The organism is Streptomyces chengmaiensis (genome assembly GCF_029846775.1).
GTDB classification, from domain to species: domain Bacteria; phylum Actinomycetota; class Actinomycetes; order Streptomycetales; family Streptomycetaceae; genus Streptomyces; species Streptomyces chengmaiensis.
In genome coordinates this window covers 237,161-259,669 of sequence record NZ_JARWBG010000001.1, presented here as the reverse complement: position 1 = coordinate 259,669, position 22,509 = coordinate 237,161, and the positions used below count along the sequence as shown (strand labels likewise).

The following is a 22,509-nucleotide window of genomic DNA, read 5'->3' as shown; positions in this document are numbered from 1 at the left end:
GATGAGGACGTCTAGTCGGCGGAGTGGACTTGGACAGGATGTGGTTTAGGCCCCCGGCAAGCCGGCGCGATACCGGAGTGACAGTGACGACTGAAGCTCCAGGACACGTGCAGCACTACCGGGGACTGCTTTTTGCCCTCACGGCCTTCGTACGGCAGGGCAAAAAAGATCGCGCTGCGAAGCCTGTGTCATGACCGCGAAGCCGCCTTCCTGGTTTCTCCTGCCGGGGGCGGCTCGTGCCGTAGCTGGGGGGCGGCTCGTGCGGTAGCCGGGCAGAGACCAAGGTCGCCGGCGGCACACCGCAGCGCCCTGGCTGCTGGACGAAACCGGCCGGGGCCGGAGGACGGTTGACGGAGTCACCTTGTCGGTGTTCGGAGGACCCGGGCGCTACGGGCACGGCTTCTATCCGGTGACAGGTGTCACGGTGCCGTTCGGGCCGCAGCGGACGGTCCAGGGGGTCTGGGAGGGGGCGAGGTTCTCGTGGATGCGGATGTCGATCCGGGTGGCGGGGCGGTCTCCGGGGACGTGGGCGTGGGCTGCGGTGCAGGCGAGCTGGGCGACGGCGGTGACATCGAGGTCGCCGCTGCTGACGGTGAGGGGGATGTAGACGTCGACGGCGCCCGCGGTGGCGGTGGCGGTGAGCTGGCCGGCCATCGGGGGGACCTGAGTGACCAGGCCGCGGTCGCGTTCGGCCGGGGTGGGGCCCTCCAGCAGGAGGTCGAGAGCCTGTTGGGGGCTGAGGGGCCGGTCGGTGGGACGGCTGACAGCACGCAGACCGTAGGGACCGGCGAAGTAGAGCTGGACGGTGCGGGCCTCGGCGCCGGGCCGCTGGATGCCGGAAGCCGGCGCCCCCGCGGGCGCTGGGCCGGTGGGGGTGATGCCGCAGCCTGCCAGGGTGGAGGCGATGACGCCGGCCGCGACGGTTGCGGTCGTGCGGGCGGTGAGGCGGCGGATCATCGTGGTTCCCGTGCGGGTGGGGTGGCGAGGGGAAGGGTGAGGGTGAACACGGCGCCCGCGCCCGGGGCGTTGGCGGCGGTCAGTGTGCCGTCGTGCAGGAGCGCGTTCTCGTGGGCGAGGGCGAGGCCGAGGCCGCTGCCCTCGGAGCGGGCGCGTGCCGTGTCGGCCTTGTAGAAGCGGTCGAAGACGTGGGGAACGGCGTGTGCGGGGATGCCGGGGCCGTGGTCGGTCACGGTGAGGACCGCCCGCTCGCCCTCGGCGCGCACACGGACGGTCACGGGTGGGCTGCCGTGGCGCAGGGCGTTGCCGACCAGATTGGCGAGGATCACGTCGACGCGCCGCGGGTCGGCGTGGACCGGAACGGGGCCGGCGAGGTCTCCGGTGACGTGTTCGCCGACATCCCACCCCCGGAGTCGCAGGGTCTTGGAGACGAGGGTGCGCAGATCGACGTCCTCGGCGCGCAGGGGCGCGGTCCTGGCGTCAAAGCGGGAGACCTCCATGAGGTCTTCGACCATCCGGGCCAGGGTGCGGGTCTCGTCGCTGATGAGACGGACGGCGTCCGCGGTGTCGGGCGGCAGGGCCCCGGAGCCGGCGTCCTCGTCGAGGACTCCGGTGACCGCGGTCATCGCCGCGAGAGGGGTGCGCAGTTCGTGGGCGACGTCCGCGGCGAAGCGGCGTGCGCCGGCCTCCATCCGCCGTAGTTCGGCGTCGTCCCGCTGCAGGGCCGTGGCCATGGTGTTGAACGTACGGGTGAGGTCGGCGAGTTCGTCGTGCCCTTCGGCGTCGAGGCGAGTGTCGAGTTCGCCGGCGGTGATGCGTTCGGCGCCGTCGTGCAGCCGGCGTACGGGCCGCAGCACGCGGCGGGCGGCGAACAGCGCGGGCACCAGGGCCAGGGCGAGAGCCGGGACGGCGCCCGCCTGGGCGGCGGTGCGCAGGGCCGCGATGTCCGCCTCGTCCTCATCGAGCGGGAGGGCGGCGTAGACGGTCAGGCCGGAAGAAGCACGGGACGTGGTGCCCGAGTCGCCGGAAGCCGAGGCCGAAGAGCCCGCGTAGGAGACCGGCATCGCGAGCACCAGCCAGGGCCGGCCCTCGTGCTCGATGCGCTGGTACGCGGCCTCGGCCCCGTCCCGTGCCGTTTCGCGGAGTGTCTGGGGGACGGGCGGGGCGGTGGGGGCGGCGGAGACGAGCGGGCCGTCCTGGTAGGCGGCGGCGGAGTGCCAGGTGTGGGCGCCGCCGGCACGGTCGAGCTGGAGGGCCAGATCGCGCAGGCCCTGGGTGCTCGGTGGGAAGGGCAGGCCGGGCGCGAGGGAGTCGAGCTGGGCCCGCAGATCCGCGACGGCGGCCTCCTGGGTGCGGTCGAGGATCGCGGAGCGGGCCTGCTGGAAGGTGAGCCCCGCGGTGAGCAGGGCGCCGAAGGCGGCGGCGAAGAGGAAGGCGGCCACCAGCCGCACCCGCAGCCCGCGCGGAAGACGAAGCCGAAAGGGTCTGCGAAAGGTCATGCGAGCGGCCCGAAGCGGTAGCCAAAACCTCGCACGGTCTGCACATACACCGGCGCGCGCGGGTCGTTCTCGATCTTGGCCCGCAGCCGCATCACACAGGCGTCGACGAGGCGGGCGTCGCCGTAGAAGGAGTGCTCCCAGACCTGCTCCAGGAGCTGCTGGCGGGAGTAGACCTGCCCGGGCGCGGCGGAGAGGAACAGCAGCAGTTTCAGCTCGGAGGGAGCCAGGGCGAGTTCGGCCCCGTCCCTGGTCACGATGAGCGCCGTGCGGTCCACGGTCAGGGCGCCGTGCCGTTCCGCACCCGGCTGCGCGGGGGCGGCCTGCGCGCTGCCGTCCTGGGCAGGGGCGACCCGGCGCAGGACCGCCTTGATGCGCGCTTCGAGCACCTCGTCACCGGCCGGTTTGACGATGTAGTCGTCGGCGCCGGCCTCCAGCCCCACGACCATGTCGATGTCGTCACCGCGGGCGGACATGATGATGATCGGTATCTGTTTGCTCTCCCGGATGCGGCGGCACACCTCCAGGCCGCTCATCCCAGGCAGCATCAGATCGAGCAGCACCAGGTCGGGCCGGTGGCGCTGCAGCGCGAGCAGACCGGTCTCACCGCTGCCCGCCACCTCCACCGCGTGCCCCCGGCGCTTCAGCGCGAGGGTCACCCCCTTCTGCACTGCGAGGTCGTCTTCGATCAGCAGGACTCGTGGCATGGCGTGGGGTCGCACTCCTCCGGCGGCGTCTGGGGACTCATTCGACCAGCGTGCTCGAAACGTATGACGGGTGGTTCCGCCTTCTGTGATGAAACGATGACGGCCTGCCTCTTCGGCGCCGCAAGCCGGTTCCGTCGAGGGCATGGGCAATGCACAGCGCAGCAACAGGACGAGCCGACGGGGCAGTCCGGGCCGATGCAGTCCGGGCCGTGGCAGTCCGGGCCGATGCAGTCCGGGCCGTGTGGGGTGGACGGCCGCGGCGACCCCGGCCCTGACCGGTGCCGTGGCCTTCACCCTCCTGCCGGGCTCCGCATCCGCACCCGCCGCCGGGGGCTCCGGCCCCGGCGCGGCAGGTGAGGTCCTGACGCAACCGGTGGTGGACATGGCCGGCCCTCTGCCGCCCCCTCCTCCACCCCTCACCACACCCCCTTGTACGAAAGGCCCCGCAACAGCCATGAAGACCCGTACGATCGCCCTCGCCCTCGTCGCCGCCACCGGGATGCTCGGCCTCACCGCCTGCCAGGACTCCACCCCCGGAACCAAGGAAGGCGCCGGCACTGCGACCACGCAGGCCGAGGCCACCCCCGACGCCAAACCGCGCCGACTCCTGTGGATGGGCGACTCCATCGGAGAGGCCCAGGCGCCCGCACTCGGCGCGGCGATGAAGGCGAGCGGCGCCGAGTTCGCCTCGATGGCCGCAGCCGGCGGCGGCGGCGTGATCGGCGAGATGGCCGCCCCCACCTGGGAGACCCTCCCCAAGGAACTCGCCGCCTTCAAGCCCGACGTCGTCGCCTACCAGATCACCACCTACGACTGGGGCACTCCCGAGGAGCAGCGCGCCGGGTACGAACGCCTGGCCAAGACGGTCAACGACGCCGGCGCCGACCTCCTGATCGTCTCCGCACCGCCGTTCAAGCTCGACGACTTCTACCAGGCGCACGAGGCCGCCATCACCGCCGCGCCGCGCTCCGCGAGCGAGGTCGCCGCCGAGCACCCCGACACCGTGTCCTTCCTCGACGCCTCCACCCTGTGGGGTACCGACAGCGCCGCCGCCAAGGCCCAGCGCAGCAAGGACGGCATCCACTCCTGCCAGCAGGGCTCGGCCGCCTTCGCCAGCTGGTTCGGCAAGGAGCTGAACAAGCACTACGGCTTCACCCCCGCCGCCCCGGACCAGTGGGCCACCGGCACATGGACCGGCGAGAAGCTCTACGGCCAACTCGGCTGCGCCTGACGCCTCGTTTCCCCCGTCCCGCACACCGCGCACGCGGCGGCTTCCGCCGGCAAGCCCGGCCGAAGCCGCCGCGCACGTCCAGGAGACCCATGACCGCCCCCGACCACATGCTTTCCTCCGCACCCCCCGCCCCTCGCTCCCACCGCCGCAAGACCCCGGCGCCGCCCACGGGCCCCGGCACCGGTCATATCACCGCCCTCGACGGGCTGCGCGGACTGGCCGTCCTCGGCGTACTCCTCTTCCACGCCGGACACCTCGGCGGCGGATTCCTCGGCGTCGACCTGTTCTTCGTGCTCTCCGGCTTCCTCATCACCGGCCTGCTCCTGAAAGAAGCCCGGGCCCGCGACGGCCGGATCGACCTCGCGGCCTTCTGGGGACGCCGGGCACGCCGCCTGCTGCCGGCGCTCGCCGCCGTGATCGCCGGAACGCTGATCCTGGCCTGGGCATTCGGCACGCCGCAACTCCAGCGCCAGGCCCTCGACGATGCTCCCTGGGTGATGGCCAACCTCGCCAACTGGCACTACATCGCCGACCAGGCGGGCTACTGGCAGTCGTCCCAGACTCAGGTGTTCAGCCACCTGTGGAGCATCGCCGTCGAGGAACAGTTCTACCTTCTGTGGCCCCTGCTGCTGGTGCTGCTCGTCCGCTTCGGCAAAGGCAGCGGCGAGCGTCTCGTCGCGGCAGCGGCCCTGACCGGGGCGCTCCTCTCCCTCGCCCTCATGATCATGCTCGTCGAGCCCGTCGACACCACCCGCGTCTACGAAGGCACCGACACCCGCGCCTTCTCCCTGCTCCTGGGTTCGCTGGCCGCCACCGCCCCCGCCGTCCGCCTCGTCCGCTCACTCGGCCGACGCGCCAGGGCCTGGTGGAGCCCGGCCCTGGCCGGCGGCATCGCCGCGTACTGGCTCACCGCCGACGGCCAGGACGCACCCGGCCTCTTCCACGGCGGCCTGTTCCTGCACGCCCTGGCCGCGGCCCTGCTCATCGCCTGCCTCGCCCACACCCCGCACGGACCCGTCGCCCGCGCCCTGTCGGCAGCCCCGCTGCGCGGCCTCGGCCTGATCTCCTACAGCCTCTACCTGTGGCACTGGCCGGTCTTCCTCCTGCTCACCGAGGACCGGCTGGGGCTGACCGGCTGGAGCCGCACCGCGGTCCTCCTCGGCACCTCCCTCCTCGCCGCCCTCCTCACCAAACTCCTGGTGGAAGACCCCATCCGCTTCCGGGCCCGCTGGGCACACGGCCGCACCGGCACGGCAGCCCTCCTGGCCGCGCTCGTCGCCCTCATCTCCCTCTGGGCCCTGCTTCCCCGCCCGCAGCCCGGCGCCGACACCGTCGACATCACCCGCCTCACCGTCACAGCACCGCGCTGAACTCCCGGCATGACGGCATGACGGCATGCCGGCACGAAGGCACGACGGGCGAACTCCCGGCAGCGGTGCGCCGCGCGGACCGGCCGGACACTCCATGGCACGACGACCAAGTCCTGAGCCCCGCGTCGCGGCGCTAGCCGCCGCCGTCGTGTCGGCGAGCAGGAAGCAACGGCCGATGGGCGCCGGCCAGGCCCGACGCAGTGTCCCGAAGTCCCCGCCGATGAACGGGGACGGCAGGAGTTGCGGGTGCGTTCGGGGCACGGCAGGGGCTCAGGCGGTGGTGGCGCGGTGTACTCGGAGCCGAGCGTTCGTATGCTGACCCGCGGTGGCGCGGGACGGACGGGCGGGCGGTGCGGTCGGTGGCGACATTTGTGCTGGTGCACGGGGCGATGCACGGAGGCTGGTGCTGGTCCCCGGTACGCCGGAGACTCACCGCGGCCGGGCACGAGGTGTTCACACCCAGCCTGACCGGACAGGGCGAACGGCGTGACGCCCTCACTCCTGAGATCGGTCTGTCGACCCATGTACGCGACCTTGCCGAACTGTTGTGGTTCGAGGACCTCACCGATGTGCATCTGGTGCTGCACAGCTACGCCGGTGTGCTCGCGGGTCCGCTCGCCGAAGCCGTCGGTGAACGGCTGGCCTCGGCGACCTTCCTCGCGGCCTTCCTCGTGGAGCCGGGGGAGTGCCTGCTGGACGTGGAGCCGCCCGAGGTCGCCGACGGCTACCGGCGGACCGCCCGGGAGCGGGGCGAGGGGTGGTTCCTCCCACCGGCCCCGGCGTTCCTGGAACAGTGGGGCATCCCGGACGACCTGCGTTCCCACGTGGGTGAGCGGCTGACGGCCTTTCCGCTGCGGTGCCAGACCGATGCCGCGCACTACGACCCCGCGCCGCTCGCGGCCCTTCCCGCCACCTACATCCGGCACACCCGGCCACCGCTGGAGAGTCTCGACCGGTCCTACGGCCGTGCGGTGCAGGCGGGTTGGGACATCCGGGAGATCGCCTGCGGACATGACGCCATACTGGCCGAGCCCGAGCGGACGGCGGCGCTGCTGGAGTCGATCGCGGGCGGCCGGTAGCGCCTGGTCCACTACCGGCATCCTCGCTGCTGGAGGGGGAGTCATGACATTGGTCCGCAAGGGATCACGACGGATCGTTGTCGACGGCGCCGCCTACCGCTGGCGGCTGAGAGGCAGGCCGATGTACTCCCGGGGGCCGGCCTGGTCGCCGTGCACGTTCGCGGTGGAGCAGGCGGACCTCCGGCGGGCGCTGCGCTCGTACGTGCTGCCTTCGCCACGACGGGACCGCGAACGGCCGGAGCGACGGCGGACCCGGAGCCTGCCTCTCAGGCGAGGGGAGTGGGGGAGCCGTACCTGACGGTGTTGTCGAAGGCCACGCCGTGGCTTTTGACGTCGATGGCGATGCGGTCTCCGTCGGCGATGCGGAAACCGTCATGGAAGCTGGCCTCGTCGGCGCCCAGGAGTACGTAGTTGACCAGTCCGGGCCGCCGTACCGCGGGGAATGAGAACAGGTGTTCCGTCATGTCCCGTATCCGGAAGTACAGGGCATCGTCGCCGCACTCGAAGCTGCCTTCCCAGGCGGTCGCGCCGTCCCGCTCGATGGTGACCCGGCCGGTCACAGAGGCCGGCGGTTCGCCGAGGAACAGCCAGGGCGCGAGGGCGGTGTCGCACAGCTTGCAGTACGGGTTGTAGCCGGGGTCCTGGCGGTGCAGGCCGATGTCACACAGGTCGTTGCCGAAGGTGTAGCCCGCGTAGTGCGGGGTGCCGTCGGCGTCGTTGACGTAGACGAGGGCGACCTCGGGCTCCTCGATGAGGGCGACCGGGTTCGCGGGCACGTTCAGCGTCTCGCCCGGCAGCCGTACCCAGTCGCCGAAGCCCTTGAAGAACCACTTGGGCGGCGTGAACTCGTCCTCCGGGGCGCTTTTGCCGTCCCACTTCTTCTTGTGCGTCCCCATGAAGCCGCTCAGGAGCGCGTTCCCAGTGGCCGTCGGCAGCAGCGGCGGCAGCGGCCGAGCCTCCGGGTCGCCGGCGGTGAGGGTGACGGTCTCGGCGCCTTCGGCGACGGCGGCCCGGACTGCGTCCGCAGAGCCGTCGGTGGCGATGAAGGCCGCCGCGAGCTGTCCGTCGGCCACCCGGTAAAGGGTCTGCCGCGTGCCCGCTTCGGGAAGGTCGAAGCCGACGTAGCGCTCGCCGTGGTAGAGCGCCTCGAAAAGGATCGGGTCAGACATGGGGAAGGTTCTCCTGGGGCTTGTGGGAAGCAGGCTTGTGGGAATCAGGCTTGTGGGAATCAGGGCGGAAGGGCGAGGGACGCTCAGGGCGTGCCGGTGAGGTCGGCCAGGGCCGTGTCGACGCGGTCCAACGCCTCCCGGACCCACGGCAATACGAGGGGATCCGGTGCGGTGAGCGCGGTCCAGCGCCGCTCGTCGGTGTCGCCGTAGAGGCGGCTGGTTGCGGCCCGGATGCGCAGCGCGTGCCGGGATTCGCCGAAGGCGCTCGCGGGGAGCACACCGAGGCCGTGGCGCTCGGTCAGGAAGCGGGCCAGGTCGTCGCCGTCGCGAATGCCGTGCGTACGGGCCAGGCGGTCCCGCAGCGGCTCGAAGTCTGGGTAAAGGTAGCTGGTCGCGCGGACCGGGGCCAGGGACGTGCCGGCCGCGGTGAAGCGGTCGGCGACCGCCCGCGCCACCGCCTCGTGCAGACGGCGGCTCGCCGCGATGTGCTCGGTGATCTCCGGGGGCTCGCCGAAGGCGTACGCGGCCGCGGTCTGCACGGGGGCCGGCGGACTCGACCAGATCTGGCTGGCGATCGACACGAGCCGGCTGTACAGCGCCCGCCCGAGGCCGCCGTCGGGCAGCCGGGCGACACCGGTGCGCCAGCCGCCGAGCGCCAGGTTCTTGGTCAGGCCGGTGGTGACGACGGTGCGCTCGGGGGCGTGCAGGGCCGGGGACTCGACGGGGGCGGAGGTGTCGTAGACCAGGTCGCAGTAGATCTCGTCGGACACGATGACCAGATCCAACTCCCGGGCCATGGCGCCCAGTCGGCGTACCGCCTCGGGCGAGGCGACGGTGCCGGTCGGATTGTCCGGCACCGTTACCACCATGGACCGCGGGTCCTGCCCGGCGGCGCGTGCCGCGGTGACCGCCTCACGCAGCCGCTCCGGCTCCGGTACGCCGCCCTCGCCCGGCAGAATCGGCACGGCGATGGGGCGGGCTCCGACGAGTCGCGCCTGCGCGGCGTAGCTGACCCAGCTCGGCACGGGCACGACCACGTCGCCGCCGATGGCCAGCAGCAGCGCGAAGAGCAGCGGCTTGCTGCCCGGGCCGGCCATGACGAGCCCGGGATCGGTGCCGAGCCCGCGCCGCCCCCAGTAACCGGCTGCGGCTTCCCGAAGCGCCCCGCTGCCGGGCACGGGCCCGTACGCGTTCTCGTGCACCGCTGCGGCGAGCCGCTTCCGCAGGGCGGGGTGCACGGGTAGGCCGATCTCACCACTGGTCATCGACAGCACCTGCTCACCGGCGCGACGCCGGCGGGCCATGGCCTCGTCGGCGGCGAGGGTCGCCGACATGGAGACCGGTGCGGGTTCGGGCATTTCAGACTCCAACGGGGGTGGGGGAGAGAGACGGGTCAGACCGTCGGCACGGAGAACCGCTGCCGCAGTTCCGCCTTGCGGACCTTGCCGGTCAGCGTCTTGGGAAGCGCGGGCAGCAGCTCCAGACGGTCGGGCAGGAAGCGGGCGCCCTGGCCCGACTCCCGCAGGTGGGTGCGGATGTCGTCGAGGGACGGGTCCGCGCCGCCCGCCGGGACCACCACCGCGCAGATCGCGGTCCCACCGGGGTGCGTCGCCGACGGCAGGCCCACCACCGCGGCCTCGACCGCCTTCGGATGGCTGCCGATCAGGGCCTCCAACTCCGTCATCGGCGCCACCATGCCGTCGCGGACGATCGCGTCGCGGGCCCGGCCGATGATGCGGATGCCGCCTCGGCCGTCGACCCGCGCGAGGTCCCCGGTGTCGAACCAGCCGTCCGCGCCCAGCTCCGCCGCGAACGCCTCCTCGCGCCGGTAGTAGCCGAGCGCCAGCGACGCGCCGCGCACCTTCAGCCGGCCCACGGAGTCGCTCTCGCCGTCGATGCCATGGGCGTCCCCCCGTTCGAGCGAAGCCGAGAATGGGGGAGGGTCGATACGGGTCTCCATGGCGTCGATGGCACGGCCGTTGCTGTGCGCCGCCCAGTCGGCGGGATCCGCAGGCCGCGTCATGGTCACCGGACCGTTCTCCGACATGCCCCACAGGGAGTGGGCGCGGGCGCCCAGGGCGTCGTGGACCTCGTCGGCCAGTTCCGCGAGGACCGGCGCGGAGCCGATCACCACGTGCCGTAGCGAAGAAGTGTCCCGCTTCACGGCACGCTGAGAGGCGGCCACGTCGGCGAGCGTGGCGGGCGGCCCGTACAGCAGCGTGGCGCCGTAGCGCTCCACCAGGTCCAGAAGCGCCTCGTTCTTGCGGATGTCCTGGAAGGCCACCGTGCCGCCGAGCATGACGCCCGCGAGGACGCCCTGCGCGAACCCTGAGTAGTGGACGAGCGGTGTGGACACCGCGGCGACCCAGTCGTCGCCGAGCCCGAACGCGTCCACATAGCCGCGTACGGCCGAGTGGACGGTGTTCTGGCTGTGCAGTACGCCCTTGGACTCGCCCGTGGTGCCGGAGGTGAACAGGACGACGAACGGCTCGTCGGCCGTGAGCGCCAAGCCGTCCAGCTCGCCGGCCCGGTGCTCTTCTCGGGCCGTGGCCACGAAGTGGTCGTGGAACGAGAGCGCGCCCTCGGGGGCCGGCCCGTCCACCACCACATGGGCCAGGGAGGGGAGTTCGTCCTTGAGCTTGGTGACGGTCTCCGCGAGCGGGGTGCCCGACCACTCGGGGAGCGTGACGCACACCCGCGCCTCGGTGAGGCCGAGGCGGTGGCGCAGCTCCTCCTCGGGGCAGATCGGCGAGATCGGACAGATGACCGCGCCGACCCGCAGAGAGGCGAACATCAGCGCCACCATCTCCCACCGGTTGGGAAGCTGGACGGCGACGAAGTCACCTCGTTGCACGCCGAGGTCGAGCAGAGCCAGCGCGAACCGGTCGGTGAGGCAGGATAGTTCGGCGTAGTCGAGGGTGTCGGTGCGGGACTCGGTGATCCGGCGGCCCGCGATGGCGAGCTTGTGCGGCCGGGTCTGTGCCTGGCGGTGCAGGTCGTCCAGGAAGGTCTCGTCCCGCCACCAGCCCCGGCGCCGGTACACGGCCGCCCGCTCCTCGTCGGAGAGGCCCGCCGGATCGGTGTCCCCGGCCGGGCCCGTGGTGGCCGCCGTGCTCATCCGCGCTCCTTCCCGCGGACGTGGAGCAGCTCCGGCAGCGGGTCACCGGGACGACCGGCGGCGATTTCCACCAGGTCCCGGGTGTTGCGGCGCACACAGTCGCCGACCCAGTCGAAGACCCATGCTTTACGGGCCTCGGCCTCCAGGTCGAAGGGCACGACCCGGGTGACGGCCAGGGCGGCCGAGCCGGCCCCGCCAATGTTGGCGATCACACCGGGGACCAGGAACGCGCCCGAAGCCCGTACCTTCTCCCGTGCCTCGGCGGTGGAGGTGATGTTGCCGCCCTCGACCACCAGAGCGGCCCGCAGCCGGTGCGCATTGTCCGCGTTCAGGGCGTACTTCTGCGCCGCGAGGATCAGCAGGTCGGCGTCTACGTCGAGCCAGGCGTCCTGCTCGGCGGAGACGCTGACGTGCTGCGGCAGCCGGGAGCGGTCGATGCGCCCGAACTCGTCGGTGACGGCGACCAGGTCGGACACCGGCAGCCGGTCGGCGCTGAGGGTGCCGTCCACGTCGGCGACGCCCACGATCACGTGTCCGCGGTCCTCCAGGAACCGCGAGACCGCCCGTCCCACCGCGCCGAAGCCCTGCACCACGACCCGGGCCGGCCCGGTACGGCCGCTCGCCTCCAGGGCGGTGACCGCGGCGACGCCGACCCCGTGACCGGTGCAGTCGATCAGCGGCTCGTAGTAGGTGCGCCAGTCGATCGGCATGTCCGGGGCGCCCAGCCGGTAGCGGGGGTCGTAGCCGGCCTCGGCGAAGAACACGGCCCGGTCGGCCGGGGTGACGCCCATGTCGATGCCGAGGTGGATGCCGCCGTGCAGCAGCGGCTTCACGGTACGGCCGAAGGTGCGGAACGTCTCCTCGCGGTCGGCGCCGTCGGAGACGATGCCGCCCTTGGCGCCGCCGATGGGCAGACCGGCCAGCGTGAACTTCTGGGTCATGTCACGGGCGAGGCCGGCCACCTCCTCCTCGGTGACCCCGGGCGTCATCCGCACACCGCCCATGGCCAGACCGTCGTACAGGGTGTCGACGACCACCCAGCCCTTGAGCGCGCCGCCGCTGCCGTTCAGATGGACGGTGAAGGCGGGGTCCTGGGGGGTGTCCAGCTCACTCGATGCGAGTTCACTCATGCCAAGTCCAAGTCCTTGAGTAGGGGTACGGGATGACGTCGGGGACTGCTCGCCGGGGCAGTCACTGGTAAAGGCCGGGGCAGTCACTGGTAAAGCCGGGCGAAGCCGCGCAGGATCTCCAGGCCGTCGCTGCGGAACTCCAGATGGGCCTGGGCGCCGAAGACGCGGCCGTCGTCGGAGCGCAGAAACTCCACGGGTGCGTGCTCGGAGCGGCCGATGGAACGGAAACCTTCGGGGGCCTCCTGGAGGTAGAGGGTGTGCCGGTGGAAGACGGTCACCGTCGGCTTGACGTAGGTGAAGAGCGGCTCGGACTTGTCGACCTGCACCTCGTAACCGCCGACCCGCTGCCGCCCCTCGGCGAGCCGGCCACCGGCCGCGACCGCGAGGATCTGCATGCCGCCGCAGATCCCGAAGACCGGGACGTCGGCGCCCATCACGAGATCCACGAGCGGCTTGTAGTGGTCGCGGTCGTAGGCCCGTACCTTGGTGCCGCTCAGAACGACCGCCTGGTAGCGGCCGTCGAGCCGGGCGGGCACGGACGTCGCGTCGACCGCCTCGGTGTCCGAGCCCAGCTCCTCGAACCGCTTGCGGAGCTGCTTCAGCGACAGCGTGCCGTTGTTGACGACGAGTACACGGGATTTCGCCACGTGCTTGCTCCTCAGGTGCGTGTGATGACGGTGCCGGTGCGGGCGGCGAGCAGGTCCGTGACGGCCGCGCTGCCGATGACGACGTGCTCCACACCCGCGTCCAGGGCCTCGCCGGCGGCCCGCAGCTTCTTGCGCATGCCGCCGGTGGCGCCCTTGTCGCGGAAAGCGGCCGCGGCCTTCGCGGAGATCCGGCGCACCGGCTCCCCGTCGATCAGCAGATGGGCGACATCGGTGACGAGCACCAGATGGCCGGCGCCGGTGGCTCCGGCGATCGCGGCGGCGGCCCGGTCGGCGTCGGTGTTGACCTCCTGGCCCGCCGCGTTCCTGGCCAGTGGGGTGACGAGGTAGGCGTGGCCCGGCTGGAGGTTCTTCAGCGCCGACGGGTCCACCCCGGTGATCGGACCGACGAGGTTCTCCAGCTCGACGAGTTGCTTGTCCCGCCACCACCAGCGCTCGCCCTCGCCCGCGGCGACCAGTCCGTCGCTGCCGACCAGCCGTTCCGTGGGGATGCCGCGCTGTTCGAGGCGGCCGAGGACGTCCTCGCCCAGCCGGGCGCTGACCGTCTTGATGTCGGCGATGACCTCGGGGGTGGTCCAGCGGCTCTGGTTGCCGTAGCGGTCGCGCAGGATCGCCGACGGCTCGTTGTAGCGCGCGCGGAGCTGCTTCAGCGGCTTGGACCAGCCGTGGACCAGGACCAGCGGCCGCTCCCGGCCGTGCCGGGCGAGGTCGTCCCACCAGTCGCCGGCGAGATCGTCCAGGCAACTGCCGCCCAGCTTCACCACGGTGGGCATGCTCACGGGTGTCGTCTCGCTCATGCGGGCATCACCGGCTGCATCGTCAGGCCCGTCTCCTCGGGCAGGCCGAAGCGGATGTTTGCGGCCTGTACGGCCTGCCCCGCCGCACCCTTGACCAGGTTGTCGAGGGCGGCGAGCACGACGATGCGGTCACCCTCCTCGTCGTACAGGGCCGTCACATCGCAGTAGTTGGAGCCCAGGACGGCCTGCGGGTCCGGCACCGGGATCAGCGTTTCGGCGTGCCGGCGGACCCGCACGAAGCGATGCCCCTTGTAGAAGCGCACATACGCCCGCTGCAGCTCGCGCTGGTCGACGGCGTCGTCCGTGAAGACGTACGAGCTGGTCAGCAGCCCGCGCACATGCGAGACGCCGTACGCCGACATGGTCAGCGAGCCGACCGCGCCGGGCTTGCTGCGCTCCAGGAAATCGCCGACCTCGGCGGCGTGCCGGTGCCCGGTGGGGGAGTACGGGGCGATCGCGCCGCTGCGGAACGGGTGCAGGTCGGGGGTGCGCAGCTGCAGTCCGCCGCCGCTGGAGCCGCTCTTGCCGTCCACCACCACGGTCTTCAGGTCGAGGCCGAGGCCGAGGGTGAGCGGCGCGAGGCCCAGGGTGATCGCGGTGGCGTAGCAGCCGGGCAGCGAGATGAGCGCCGCGTCCGCCAACTGGTCACCGATCAGCTCCGGTACGCCGTACACGAAGCGGTCGGCGAGATCGGGACGCCGCTTCACCTTCGGGTACCAGCGGTCGTGCAGCTCCGGGGTGTGGATGCGGAATGCGCCGCTGAGGTCCACGACGGCCGGCACCCGGTCGGCGAGGAGCGCGGCCAGCTCCGCCGACACTGGTGCCGGAGTGGCCAGGAAGACGACGTCGACCTGGTCGGCGATCTCCTCGGTGACCGGTTGCACCGTCAGCCCCAGGTCGAGGCGGAGGCCCGGGTGCAGCTCGGCCGGGCGGCGGCCGATGTTCGAGGAGCCGCCGAGGAAGGTCAGCTCCAGATCGGGATGCTGGGTGATCAGTCGGATGAGATCGCCGCCGGCGAGTCCGGAGGCGCCGACGACTCCTGCGCGGATCATGCGTTCAGCTCCTGGAGGTAGCGGGCGACGGCCGACGGGATGTCCGCCCCGGTCGCCGAGGCCACAGCCCGGAAACCGGGGGCGTGATTGACCTCGTTGACGACATAGCCGTCGGGGGTGCCGAAGAGGTCGACTCCGTAGATGCCGGCGCCGAGTTCGCCCACCACCCCGTCGATGATCTTCAGCACGTCGGGATCGTGGGCGACGGCGCGGCTGCTGTTGCCGAGCGCTGCGTTGTTGCGCCAGTCCGTGCCGCCGGAGGCGAACTCGGCGGCGCCGACCAGCTCGTGCCCCACGACCAGGCAGCGCACCGAGGTGCCGCCACCCAGGTATGGCTCGACCAGGCAAGCCTGCTCGAAGGCGTGCCCAAGGTCCTCGACGTAGTCGTACACGGACTGGGCGGTGTCGGCGTGTCGGATCAGCGTGACCCGCTTGCCCATCCCGCCGTAGACCGGCTTGAGGACCAGCGGCAGCTCCAGCTCTTCAAGGGCCTTGGTGAAGTCCTTGCGGGACAGAGCGAGCCGGAACTCCGGCACGGGCACGCCCGCGGTACGCAGCACGGTGCGCAGGACCGCCTTGTTCTCACAGGCATGCACCGCCCTGGCCGAGTTGAGGACCGGCACTCCGGCCGCCTCGGCAAGGGTGGCGATCAGGCCGCCGCGGGTGTAGCTGCGGCTGCGCAGCAGCAGCGCGTCGTAGTCGCGCACGGATGGCGCGTCCGGGTGCCCCAGACACAGGGACTCGTCGTTGACCCACTCGATGTGAAGGCCGAAGTCCGGTGCGGCCTTGATCAGCTCACGTTCCTCCCAGCTGATCCGGTCCGCGACGAGAGCGACGTTGCGGGGCATCTCACTGTCCCCAGTCACGCAGCTGCACCTCGACCATCTGCAGGGTCAGCCGGCCACCCTGGACACCTTCGACGCGCAGTGTGAGCATGCACTCGGGGCACGAGAGCGTCTCGCCTCGGTCGATCGGCGGCACGGTCAGGTCGGTCTCGCACTCGGGGCAGACGCCGTTGAGGGTGGCGGTGGGCATGAGTGAACTCCTTTTTCCTCAGGGGATTTCGCCGGGAGAAGAGGGAAAGCTGGTCAGGCGGCCTGGAAGTCGATGGCGGCCTTGCGGATGGCGTCCCGGTCGAGCAGCGGGGCCCCGCCGAGCTCCTGCCGCTGCACGAGCCACGGCGTGAACACGTCGACGTCGACGAAGACTCCCGAGCCGTCGAGTGCCCACTTGACGAGCGCGTTGGTGAGGCGGCTGCGGACGCGCAACTCCCGCCTGTTTCCGACGAGTTCGGCGGGCAGCGTCTCGTACGCCTCAGGATGGTTCAGCTGACCGGGCAGTTCGTACGCGAAGGCGTGCGGTGTGGTCGGCCCCGACTGGAACGCCTCGCCCAGGCCGGCGCCCTTGAGCGCGAGCTGTGACAGCTCGGTGAGGTGCGTCAGGTCGAAGCGGGTGTCGCCGTGGATGACGCGCAGCGAGGTGAGCAGCTCGGCCAGCGGCGCGTTGCCGCCGCGCTCGCCGATGCCGCCGACGGTCGCCGAAATCCACCGCGCTCCCGCACGCACGGCGGCGAGCGAGTTGGCGACGGCCATGCCGAGCATGTTGTGCGAGTGGATCTCGATCTCGGAGCCGTCGATCGCGGTGAGGTCGGCGATCACCTTCTCCATCTGCCAGGGCGACAGATACGCGACGGTCTCCGCGAGCCGGAACCGGTCGGCCCCGGCCTCGAAGCCCGCGGTGACATAGGGGACGAGCCGCTCCTTCGGGGTGCGGGCGCCGTCCTCGCCGCTGAAGGTGACGTGGAAGCCCCGCTCCTTGGCCTGAGTGATCGCCGAACGGGCCAGCGTCTGCAGGAACTTGGGGCTGGGTGAGCCGAGCTTCAGCTTGGCGTGCTGCTCCGAGGTGGGGATGGAGTACATGATGTGCCGCACGCCCAGCCGCTCGGCCTCGTCGAGGGCCTTTGCGACCTGCTGACGGTCCCGCACCACGACGAGCGTCATGCTGCGCTCGGGGCTGACCGCCTCGTGCGTGGCGAGCACGAGATCGGCGTCCTTCGAGCCGGGGCCGGACACCATGCCGACCTCGACCAGGTCGACTCCGGTCCGTACCAGCAGCCGGGCGATGGCGGCGGCGTCCTTCGGGCCGAACTCGACGCCGGCCATGTGCGCGGAATCCCGCAAAGTAGCGTCGGAAATATGGGGCGGTTCCGACTGTGCCGATATTTCCTCGGGGATTTCTTCTGTGGTCATTTCCTTCCACTCCTCATGGGTTCGGCAGGCCGTGGTTCATACGTTCTCCCGAACTCCCGCTCAGGACAAGGGGATTCGCGTCAGGGCTGTGTGGGGGTGTGTCAAGAAGTGTCAAGTAGGAAAGGAAATGAAAGACCGATGTCCGACCAGGGTCATTTCACGCGTAGAGGTCTGCCACTGCACGGGATGCGCGTCCTACGGTGTGGGCATGGACCTTTTCTCACTGCACAGGCTCGGAGTCGTCGTCCCGCCGGAAAACCCCACTGCGGAACCGGAGTTCAACCATCTGGTCGGCGACGGAATGAATGTGTACACCGCCCGTTTCCCGGTGACTCCCGGAGCGGGGCTCAGGGACATGCTGGAGACGTACAACCGCGTACTCCCCGACACCCTCGGCGACTTCGGCGGGATGCGCCTGGACGCGTCCGTCGTGGCGTGCAGCGCCTCGCACTACCTGCTGAACCCGGGCGGCGACCGCGCGCTGTGTGAGGAGCTGTCGGAGCGCTTCGGCCATCCCGTACGGTCCTCGACGCAAGCGATCCTCGCGGTGTGCGAGGCGCTCGGCGTGACCCGGCTGACGCTGGTCTCGCCCTACCAGCCGTGGCTCACCGACACCTCCCGCGCCTTCTGGGAGCGGGCGGGGCTCAAGGTCGACGACGTCGTCCTCGTCCCTGCGGGGCGGAAGCCGGACGGCAGCGAGCACTTCGACCCGTACGAGGTCACCACCCGTGAGATCCTCCGGCGCATACGGGGACGCAGGATCCCCGGCGACTCCGCGCTGCTGTTCACCGGCACCGGCATGGGCACCCTCGCCGCGCTCGCCGAACTCGCCCGCGAGGACGCCGACCGTCCACTGCTGTCCTCGAACCTGGCGTCCGCCTGGTGGGCCTGGCACACGCTGCGGGCCGACACTCGTGCCGCCCATCCGCTGCTGCGGCGTCTGGACGAGCAGGCGGCATGACAGGGCGGAGGGCCCCGGGCGAGACGTACCGCCCGGGGCCCTCGGCATGTCCGACACGGTGGGTCGGTCAACTCTCCCGGGGTGGGAGTTCAGTCCTCGAGCGCCTCCGGCAACCTGCCGGCGCGGCCCATGCGGTAGCCGACACCGCGGACCGTGATGATCCATCCGCTGGACCCCAGTTTCGCCCGCAGACTGCTCACATGCGTGTCGATGGTTCGGCTGGTGCGCGACCAGTTGCTGCCCCAGACCTTAGCCATCAACTCCTTGCGGGACACCACGTTCTCCGGCTTGGCGGCCAGGGTGTAAAGCAGCTCGAATTCCTTCGATGTGACATCCACGAGCCGGTCGCGTAGGCGTACTTCCCGGGTACGGGGATCGATGTGGAGCGGGCGCAGGGAAATGGTCTCGGAAATGATCGACCGGGGTCGGGTGCGGCGTAACACCGCTTCGATGCGGGCTCCTATTTCCCGGAATCCCCAGCTTTTCGCGACACAGTCGTCCGCGCCCGCCTTGAGGGCGAGGACCCGTTCCAGTTCCTCGTCGAGCCGGGTGAAGGCGATCAAGGGGATATCGCTCTCGGCCCGCAGGGACTGGCACATGTCCAGTCCATCGATGTCAGGCAGTTCCAGCGAGAGCAGGACGAGGTCGGCGTCGCGGTACAGGCGTAGTGCCCGCGCGCCCGTGTCGACGCTGAGGGCGGTGTGTCCCTGCCGGCGCAGATCGCGCACCATGGCTTCGGCGGTGGAGACGTCCTGCTCCACCACGAGTACGTTACTCATGTGGGGGCCTTCCTCTTCGCGGCGCGTCAGCTCGCGGCTTCGGCCGTCGCGGCGGGCGCCGGGGCCAGCGGGGCGAGGGAGGGCCGGTCGGGGAGGTGCCGGAAGGCGTATGCAGCCGAGGCCATGGTCATGTGGTGGTGCCAGCCGGGGAAGGAACGGCCCTCGAAGTCGAGCACGCCGAAGTGTTCCTGCAGTTCGGCGACGGCGGTTCGGACGGCGGCGCGGCTGCGCACCAGCGCCATGATGCCCTCCACGGGCCAGTCCGTGAGGCTGGTGATCCAGTACCGGGCGGGCAGGCGTCCGCCGTTGGCGGGGCGCTGAAGGATGCGGTATCGGACCTCGTCCCGGCCGATGCTGCGCCGCGACAGACGTACGGTCCCGGCGTAGGTGTTGATCGGGATTCCGATGGTCGCGCCGTCCGCAGCCTGACGTGTGATTGCCTGCTGCTGACGGGCGTACCGGCCCTCCATCAGCTCTCCGACGGTGATCACGGTGGGGAAGCGGTCCCCGGAGAACACGACCTGGCCCGGCTCGACCTCGCAGACGATGTCGAGCCGCTGCCGGGCGAGTCCTGCCAGTACGCCGTTCGCGTCGTCGCACCGGGTGAGAGCGAGCACCCAGGGCACATTGGGCAGCGGCGGCTGGGCGGCGACCCCAGAGGCGAGGTCGAAGACATGGTCGCCGACCGGGCGCGCGGTCTCGGCCTCTGGGGCGCGTGCCCGGAGGCTGTGCTGCCGGTTTCGGCCCCAAGTCTCGTCCAGCACCAGACTCCAGTCCACGGGGAAGCAGTGGCTGCCCGCGGCCAGGAAGAGCCCGACCGCCCGCTGGCAGTTGACGGTGAGCCCGGTATCGGGATCCAGACGGCGGTGCACGCCCACCGAGTGCTCGCCGCGCTTGGGGATGATGAGTTCGGCGACGGTCCAGGCGTACGGCGTGGTGCTCGCGGCGACCCGCAGGGCGATCCGGCGGCGGACCGGCTCCCAGTCCCAGGGGCTCGCGTTGATGAACTGGTGCAAGCCCCGTGCCGCGGCTGGAGGCAGTGCCTCGGCCTGTGCCATCCGCCGCGGGGTCTTCCGGCCGGTGACGTGCAGCAGGCCTCGTAAATACGTCCGGGCCCAACGGCGTTGCTCCGCCCGTTGAAGCGGCCTGAAGATCTCCTCGAGAAACGTCTGGCCCCCCTCGCTTCTGTCAGCCGCTCGTATCTCCCCTGACGACATCTGACGTCACGCCCCCTTGCCATAGATCGCTCACACCCGGGTGGGTGTACGGAGCATCCTCGCGGGGATAAAAATACCTTCTCGAAGGAAAAAATCACGGATTGATCGGCAACTTCGCGACTTCGCGCGCTGACCAGCGAGAAGATCAGCCCGGGAGATGTGACGCAAGGCATGCAGGCGGCAGCCGGCCTGCGCAGACGGGTTCTTGGAGCGTGGCATGAGGGCCCGTACGCCGCGTCAACCGTTCGTCACCAAAGGGATGATGGCCGCCGAAGGCCGGGGGATGTACCTTCGGCGGCCGTTCTGGGGCCCGTCGACGGGTGGCGTCGAGGGGCGTGTCAGCGGATCGCACCAGCCGCCAGGGTGTCCGGTCAGTGGCCCAACAGGTTCAGGACCACGGCGGACAGGGGTGGCGCCCGGATCTTGACGGGACGGCACACGGACGGACCTCGGACCTCCCGTGCCCGCAGGACGTTCAAGGGCTGTGCGCCGGCCTTACGCACTGGGCCGCTTCGCGGGGAAGCCGTGGCTGCGGGCGGCCACGACGACCCCGAGCACCGGCACCAGGAGCAGCAGCATGGTCCAGGGGAAGGAGTCGCTGCCGATCGCGTCGAGCAGGATGCCGCCGAGGATGCCGCCGCCCGCCATGGCGATGTTCCACAGCGTGACGAGCATCGCCTGGGCCGCGTCGGCGGAGTCCCCGCCGGCGTCGCCCGCGGCAGTCTGCAGCAGCGTGGGCACACCGCCCCAGCCGAGCCCCCACAGCAGGGCGGCGAGGTACACCAGGGCGGTGTTGTCGGAGAGCACCGCCAGCAGCGCCGCGGACACGGCGACCAGCAGCGCGCTGGCGATCGTCAGCGCGCGCAGCCGGCTGTGGATCTGGGAGCCCACGATCCAGATGCTGACCAGCGACGCGGCGCCGAAGACCAGCAGCACCAGGTCGGTGTTGCCGCCCATGCCCAGGTCCTCCAGGAACGTGGCGATGTACGCGTACAGGATGGTGTGCGCCAGGACGAAGACCAGCGTGACGAAGAGGACGGAGGCTACACCCGGGACCCGCAGCGCGCCCAGCATCCTCGGGCGCTCACCGCGCTCCTGACCCGGGTAGTCCGGTACGGCGGCGACGATCCACACCAGAAGTACGACGGTGAGCCCCGTCATCGCCAGGAACGCCGTGCGCCAGCCGAGCGTCTCGCCGAGGAAGGTGCCGGCCGGAACGCCGAGCGAGAGCGCCACCGGAATACCCGCCATGGCGATGGCGATCGCCCTGCCCTGCAACGGGACGGGCGCCATGCGCCGCGCATACCCAACGAGCAGGGCCCAGGCCAGACCGGCGGCTACACCCGCGACGAACCGCGCCAGCATCGTCACCTCGTAGACCGACGACATGGCCGTGACGGTGTTCGCCACGGCGAAGCCCGCCATAGCCGTCAGCAGCAGCACCTTGCGCCTCCACGCCGAGGTGGCCGCGGTCAGCGGGATCGCGGTGAGGGCGGTGCCGATCGCGTAGATCGTGACCGTCTGGCCGGTCGCCGACTCGCTCACATGCAGGTCGTCGCTCATCGCGGGGAGCAGGCCCGCCGGGAGCGTCTCGGTGAGGCAGGTGATGAAGACCGCCGTGGCGAGAGCCAGCAGGGCGAACAGCGGAAGCTTCTCCCGCTCCCCGCTCCCGCCCTTGGCATCGGGTGCGGCTCGGCTCTCCTCTCCGGGGGCGGTGGTGGTGTCTGGTGAGGTGCTCATGTGGTGATCTCCGGATCTCTCGGGGACGGGCGTGGATCGCGTAGGGCGCCGTGGGCCGTCGGGCGCAGCCTGCTACGGGGGGCCGAGGCCGCCGTCGACCGGGAGTCGGGCACCCGTCGTGAACGTTGCGTCGGTGGCGAGGAACAGCGCGGCGCGCGCCACCTCCTCGGCGGAGCCGAGGCGGCCCAGCGGAGGCAGGGGTGCCGCGCCACCGGCCGGCGCCTCGATACAGCTCGGCGCCACGGCATTCACGCGGATGCCGCGGGCGATGAGCTCGGCGGCGAGCGCACGCACGGAGGCCGGGGTAGGGGCAGGGGCGGTGAGCACAACCGCGCCGTGGTCCACGAGGTGCGGCAGCATAGGACGCACCGTCGGCACGGCGTCGGCGAACACCAGGTCGATGCCGCCGGCAGGCCCGAGAGCGGCCTCGACGGCGTCCGGTGCGACCACGCGGGCCGCAGAGCCCAACTCGACGCCCGCGTGGTCCCGCTCCTGCACGGTACGCGCGATCAGCAACACCTCCGCGCCGCCCTCCACGAGCCGCTTGGCGATGGCCAGCCCGATCCCGGTGGCCTGCCCCACGACCACGGCCCTTCTGCCCGCGTACCTGGTCATGCCTACCGCTCCCTCCTCATGGCGCCATTGCCGGTCGCGCCGCGGCACCCGACGGCGACGACTGTGCGCGCCGGCGCTTCGGAGGGGCTTCGGGGCTGCTGACGGTTGGCTGACGGTCGACCGCCCGGGCCGCCCCGGCGGTGACCCGGTCGTGTCCGCCGCCCCCGGACCTGTACG

General features: G+C 71.3%; 21 protein-coding genes. 4 read left to right on the top strand and 17 right to left on the bottom strand.

Annotation, left to right across the window (positions count from 1 at the left end; all coding sequences use genetic code 11):
* Nucleotides 1-402: 402 nt before the first annotated feature.
* Genes QCN29_RS01120 through QCN29_RS01110 form a run of 3 tightly spaced genes read right to left on the bottom strand, consistent with a single transcriptional unit; the run spans nucleotide 403 to nucleotide 3,160 of the window.
* Nucleotides 403-957 carry a hypothetical protein gene (locus QCN29_RS01120; RefSeq protein WP_279925526.1) on the bottom strand — a complete coding sequence of 185 codons (555 nt, stop codon included), beginning with the start codon at nucleotides 955-957 and terminating at the stop codon, nucleotides 403-405.
* Nucleotides 954-2,456, bottom strand: a complete 1,503-nt coding sequence (locus QCN29_RS01115) for a sensor histidine kinase (protein WP_279925525.1) — start codon at nucleotides 2,454-2,456, stop codon at nucleotides 954-956. The genes QCN29_RS01120 and QCN29_RS01115 overlap by 4 nt, the downstream gene beginning before the upstream one ends.
* Nucleotides 2,453-3,160 (bottom strand): response regulator transcription factor, encoded by a 708-nt coding sequence (locus QCN29_RS01110; protein WP_279925524.1) that lies wholly within the window; start codon nucleotides 3,158-3,160, stop codon nucleotides 2,453-2,455. The genes QCN29_RS01115 and QCN29_RS01110 overlap by 4 nt, the downstream gene beginning before the upstream one ends.
* Before the next feature lie 454 nt (nucleotides 3,161-3,614).
* Between QCN29_RS01110 and QCN29_RS01105 the strand changes: the two genes are divergently transcribed.
* The 3 genes from QCN29_RS01105 (at nucleotide 3,615) to QCN29_RS01095 (ending at nucleotide 6,840) form a co-directional block, all read left to right on the top strand.
* Nucleotides 3,615-4,391, top strand: a complete 777-nt coding sequence (locus tag QCN29_RS01105; RefSeq protein WP_279925523.1) for an SGNH/GDSL hydrolase family protein — start codon at nucleotides 3,615-3,617, stop codon at nucleotides 4,389-4,391.
* A gap of 89 nt (nucleotides 4,392-4,480) precedes the next feature.
* On the top strand, nucleotides 4,481-5,761 hold the full coding sequence (locus QCN29_RS01100) for an acyltransferase family protein (RefSeq protein WP_279925522.1): 1,281 nt from the start codon (nucleotides 4,481-4,483) through the stop codon (nucleotides 5,759-5,761).
* A 359-nt stretch (nucleotides 5,762-6,120) separates the two neighbouring features.
* Complete coding sequence (locus QCN29_RS01095) at nucleotides 6,121-6,840, top strand: alpha/beta hydrolase (RefSeq protein WP_279925520.1); 720 nt, start codon at nucleotides 6,121-6,123, stop codon at nucleotides 6,838-6,840.
* Nucleotides 6,841-7,106: 266 nt separating this feature from the next.
* Here the strand turns inward: QCN29_RS01095 and QCN29_RS01090 are convergent, their stop codons facing one another.
* The 10 genes from QCN29_RS01090 to QCN29_RS01045 form a co-directional block, all read right to left on the bottom strand.
* Nucleotides 7,107-8,009 (bottom strand): fumarylacetoacetate (FAA) hydrolase, encoded by a 903-nt coding sequence (locus tag QCN29_RS01090; RefSeq protein ID WP_279925519.1) that lies wholly within the window; start codon nucleotides 8,007-8,009, stop codon nucleotides 7,107-7,109.
* 83 nt (nucleotides 8,010-8,092) lie between these two features.
* Nucleotides 8,093-9,367, bottom strand: a complete 1,275-nt coding sequence (locus tag QCN29_RS01085; protein WP_279925518.1) for a pyridoxal phosphate-dependent aminotransferase — start codon at nucleotides 9,365-9,367, stop codon at nucleotides 8,093-8,095.
* Between the two features lie 35 nt (nucleotides 9,368-9,402).
* Nucleotides 9,403-11,127, bottom strand: coding sequence for an AMP-binding protein (locus QCN29_RS01080; RefSeq protein ID WP_279925516.1), 1,725 nt, complete (start codon nucleotides 11,125-11,127; stop codon nucleotides 9,403-9,405).
* A complete protein-coding gene (locus QCN29_RS01075) occupies nucleotides 11,124-12,257 on the bottom strand; it encodes a Glu/Leu/Phe/Val dehydrogenase dimerization domain-containing protein (RefSeq protein WP_279925515.1) in 1,134 nt (377 codons plus the stop codon). Before QCN29_RS01075 ends, QCN29_RS01080 begins: the two co-directional genes overlap by 4 nt.
* Nucleotides 12,258-12,340: 83 nt before the next feature.
* Nucleotides 12,341-12,904, bottom strand: a complete 564-nt coding sequence (locus QCN29_RS01070) for a type 1 glutamine amidotransferase (RefSeq protein ID WP_279925514.1) — start codon at nucleotides 12,902-12,904, stop codon at nucleotides 12,341-12,343.
* 11 nt (nucleotides 12,905-12,915) lie between these two features.
* Nucleotides 12,916-13,719, bottom strand: a complete 804-nt coding sequence (locus QCN29_RS01065) for an amino acid kinase family protein (protein WP_279925513.1) — start codon at nucleotides 13,717-13,719, stop codon at nucleotides 12,916-12,918.
* Complete coding sequence (argC, locus tag QCN29_RS01060; RefSeq protein ID WP_279925512.1) at nucleotides 13,716-14,771, bottom strand: N-acetyl-gamma-glutamyl-phosphate reductase; 1,056 nt, start codon at nucleotides 14,769-14,771, stop codon at nucleotides 13,716-13,718. Before argC ends, QCN29_RS01065 begins: the two co-directional genes overlap by 4 nt.
* A complete protein-coding gene (locus QCN29_RS01055; protein ID WP_318036683.1) occupies nucleotides 14,768-15,619 on the bottom strand; it encodes an ATP-grasp domain-containing protein in 852 nt (283 codons plus the stop codon). The genes argC and QCN29_RS01055 overlap by 4 nt, the downstream gene beginning before the upstream one ends.
* 1 nt (nucleotide 15,620) lies before the next feature.
* Nucleotides 15,621-15,806: a lysine biosynthesis protein LysW gene (locus QCN29_RS01050; protein WP_279925510.1), complete on the bottom strand. Its 186-nt coding sequence runs from the start codon at nucleotides 15,804-15,806 to the stop codon at nucleotides 15,621-15,623.
* Nucleotides 15,807-15,859: 53 nt separating this feature from the next.
* Nucleotides 15,860-17,020: an isopropylmalate synthase gene (locus tag QCN29_RS01045; protein ID WP_279925509.1), complete on the bottom strand. Its 1,161-nt coding sequence runs from the start codon at nucleotides 17,018-17,020 to the stop codon at nucleotides 15,860-15,862.
* Between the two features lie 208 nt (nucleotides 17,021-17,228).
* Here QCN29_RS01045 and QCN29_RS01040 point away from each other — a divergent pair, with 208 nt between their 5' ends.
* Nucleotides 17,229-17,981 (top strand): maleate cis-trans isomerase family protein, encoded by a 753-nt coding sequence (locus QCN29_RS01040; protein ID WP_279925507.1) that lies wholly within the window; start codon nucleotides 17,229-17,231, stop codon nucleotides 17,979-17,981.
* Nucleotides 17,982-18,070: 89 nt separating this feature from the next.
* On the opposite strand, the gene QCN29_RS01035 is transcribed toward QCN29_RS01040, so the two are convergent.
* From QCN29_RS01035 to QCN29_RS01020, 4 genes are all read right to left on the bottom strand, one after another.
* Nucleotides 18,071-18,760 carry a response regulator transcription factor gene (locus QCN29_RS01035; protein WP_279925506.1) on the bottom strand — a complete coding sequence of 230 codons (690 nt, stop codon included), beginning with the start codon at nucleotides 18,758-18,760 and terminating at the stop codon, nucleotides 18,071-18,073.
* Between the two features lie 26 nt (nucleotides 18,761-18,786).
* Nucleotides 18,787-19,977 carry an IS701 family transposase gene (locus tag QCN29_RS01030; protein ID WP_279925505.1) on the bottom strand — a complete coding sequence of 397 codons (1,191 nt, stop codon included), beginning with the start codon at nucleotides 19,975-19,977 and terminating at the stop codon, nucleotides 18,787-18,789.
* A gap of 495 nt (nucleotides 19,978-20,472) precedes the next feature.
* Nucleotides 20,473-21,717: an MFS transporter gene (locus QCN29_RS01025; protein ID WP_279925504.1), complete on the bottom strand. Its 1,245-nt coding sequence runs from the start codon at nucleotides 21,715-21,717 to the stop codon at nucleotides 20,473-20,475.
* 72 nt (nucleotides 21,718-21,789) lie between these two features.
* Nucleotides 21,790-22,332 (bottom strand): SDR family oxidoreductase, encoded by a 543-nt coding sequence (locus tag QCN29_RS01020; protein WP_279925503.1) that lies wholly within the window; start codon nucleotides 22,330-22,332, stop codon nucleotides 21,790-21,792.
* Between the last annotated feature and the right edge of the window lie 177 nt (nucleotides 22,333-22,509).